This window comes from Frateuria sp. (assembly GCF_013362045.1).
Taxonomy (GTDB): Bacteria; Pseudomonadota; Gammaproteobacteria; order Xanthomonadales; family Rhodanobacteraceae; genus Frateuria_A.
In genome coordinates this window covers 1-2538 of the sequence record NZ_JABFWW010000003.1, presented here as the reverse complement: position 1 = coordinate 2538, position 2538 = coordinate 1, and the positions used below count along the sequence as shown (strand labels likewise).

The following is a 2538-nucleotide window of genomic DNA, read 5'->3' as shown; positions in this document are numbered from 1 at the left end:
TGATCACCCATCCCGCGAGCACCCGCCCCTCACCCCAACCCTCTCCCCGTCGGGGGAGAGGGAGCTGTCGTTTCTTGCGAGGCCCGTCCATGAAACCGATCACCCGCCTGCACTCCCGCACCGCCGTGCTGCCGGACGAGAACATCGACACCGACCGCATCATCCCGGCGCGCTTCCTCACCACCACCACGCGCGAAGGGCTCGGCAAGCTCTGCTTCCACGATTGGCGCTACCTGCCCGAAGGCGGCGACAGTCCCGCCTTCCCGCTCAACCGGCCCGAGGCGCGCGGCTGCGCGATCCTGGTCGCCGGGCGCAACTTCGGCTGCGGCTCCTCGCGCGAGCATGCGCCCTGGGCGCTGCTCGATTACGGCATCCGCGCCGTGCTGTGCAGCGAGATCGCGGACATCTTCCGCAGCAACGCGCTGAAGAACGGCCTGCTGGCGCTGGTGATCGACGCGCCCGCGCACCGCTGGCTGCTCGACCACCCCGGCATCGAGCTGGCGATCGACGTGGCCGGGGAGTTCGTCGAACTTCCGGATGGAGGCCGCATCGGCTTCGCGCTGGAACCCTTCGCCCGCCACTGCCTGCTGCACGGCGTCGACCAGCTCGGCTTCCTGCTGGGCCACGCCGACGCCATCGCGCATTACGAACAAGCCCACCCGGAGGCCGCATGAAAGCCCAGATCGTCACCCTGCCCGGCGACGGCGTCGGCCCGGAGGTCACCGCTGCGGCGGTAGCCGTGCTGGAGGCCGTGGCCGAACACTACGAGCACGAGTTCCGCTTCAGCCGTCACCTGATCGGCGGCTGCGCCATCGACGCCACCGGCGATCCGCTGCCGGCCGCCACGCTGGACGCCTGCCGACAGGCGGACGCGGTGCTGCTGGGCGCGGTCGGCGGCCCGAAGTGGTCCGATCCCGAAGCGAAGGTGCGCCCCGAGCAGGGCCTGCTCGGGCTGCGCGCGGCGCTGGGCGTCTACGCCAACCTGCGCCCGCTCGCGGTGCACCCCGCGCTGGCCGCGCTGTCGCCGCTGAAGGACGAGCGCCTGCGCGACGTCGACGTGCTGTTCGTGCGCGAACTCACCGGTGGCGCCTACTTCGGCGCCAAGACGCGCAGCGCCGATGCCGCCACCGACGAGTGCCGCTACACGGTCGCCGAGGTCGAGCGCGTCGTGCGCCGCGCCTTCGAGCTCGCCCGCGCGCGCCGCCGCCACCTCACCTCGGTGGACAAGGCCAACGTGCTGGAGACCTCGCGCCTGTGGCGCAGCACCGCCACGCGCATCGCCGCCGACTATCCGGACGTGAAGCTGGAGCACCAGCTGGTCGACTCGATGGCGATGCTGCTGCTGACCCAGCCGCAACGCTACGACGTGGTGGTCACCGAGAACCTGTTCGGCGACATCCTCACCGACGAGGCCGCCGCGCTGGCCGGCTCGCTGGGCCTGTTGCCGTCCGCCTCGCTGGGGACGGGCCGCAACGGGCTGTACGAGCCGATCCACGGTTCGGCCCCCGACATCGCGGGCCAGGGCGTCGCCAATCCGCTCGGCGCGATCCTGTCGGCCGCGTTGCTGCTGCGCCATTCGCTGGGGCTGGAAGCCGAGGCGCGCGCGGTGGAGCACTCTGTGACGCAGGTGCTCGAGCACGGCCCGCGTAGCCGCGACCTTGGCGGTAAGGCCGGCACCGCCGAGGTGCTCGACGCCGTACTGGTAGCGCTGGCCGACGACGCGGCCAACCACCACGCGTTCTTCGCCGGCGTGCGGGCATGTGGATGAATTCGCACACGCGCCGCCTTGCCTCTCTCTCCCCAGCAGCTTCATCGCCGGGGGAGAGGGCGCCACAGCAACAGCCACAAACCCGGAGCGTCCATGCGCAGTGACCTGATCAAGCGCGGCCCCGACCGCGCGCCCGCCCGCGCCATGCTGCGCGCCACCGGCCTGGACGACGACGCGATCGCCAGGCCGCTGGTCGCGGTGGTGCACACCTGGTCCAACGTCTCGCCCTGCAACCTCAACCTGCGCGAGCTGGCCGAGGCCGCGGCCGAGGGCATCCGCGCCGCCGGCGGCACGCCGGTGGAGTTCAACACCATCGCGGTGACCGACGGCATCGCCATGGGCACGCCGGGCATGCGCGCCTCGCTGGTCAGCCGCGAGTTGATCGCCGACTCGATCGAGCTGGCGGTGGACGGCCATTGCCTCGACGCGATGGTGGTGCTGTGCGGCTGCGACAAGACCATTCCCGCCGCCGCGATGGCGCTGGCGCGGCTGGACATCCCCGGGGTCGCGCTCTACGGCGGCACCATCGACCACGGCAAGCACGAGGGCCATCCGATCACCGTGCAGCAGGTGTTCGAGGCGGTCGGCGCGCACGGCGCCGGGCGCATCGACGACGCGCAGCTTTCGGCGGTCGAGCGCCACGCCTGCCCCGGCGCCGGCGCCTGCGGCGGGCAGTTCACCGCCAACACGATGGCGATGGTGCTCTCCACGCTGGGCCTGTCGCCGCTGGGCTTCAGCGACATCCCCGCCACGCACCCGGCCAAGCGCGC

3 protein-coding genes are annotated in these 2538 nt (G+C 72.1%); all 3 read left to right on the top strand.

From position 1 onward, the window contains the following. Window positions 1-89: 89 nt before the first annotated feature. Window positions 90-674 (top strand): 3-isopropylmalate dehydratase small subunit, encoded by a 585-nt coding sequence (gene leuD / locus HOQ08_RS00060; protein ID WP_291189656.1) that lies wholly within the window; start codon window positions 90-92, stop codon window positions 672-674. Continuing rightward, entirely contained in the window at window positions 671-1768 is a 1098-nt protein-coding gene (gene leuB / locus HOQ08_RS00055) for a 3-isopropylmalate dehydrogenase (RefSeq protein WP_291189653.1), read from the top strand. The genes leuD and leuB overlap by 4 nt, the downstream gene beginning before the upstream one ends. 93 nt (window positions 1769-1861) lie before the next feature. Then, the coding region (locus HOQ08_RS00050) for a dihydroxy-acid dehydratase (protein WP_291189650.1) at window positions 1862-2538 on the top strand (677 nt) is incomplete at its 3' end.

Bases quoted from the DNA above. Each gene is read 5' to 3' on its own strand.
- leuB (WP_291189653.1), top strand. From the start codon at position 671: ATGAAAGCCCAGATCGTCACCCTGCCCGGCGACGGCGTCGGCCCGGAG.
- leuD (WP_291189656.1), top strand. From the start codon at position 90: ATGAAACCGATCACCCGCCTGCACTCCCGCACCGCCGTGCTGCCGGAC.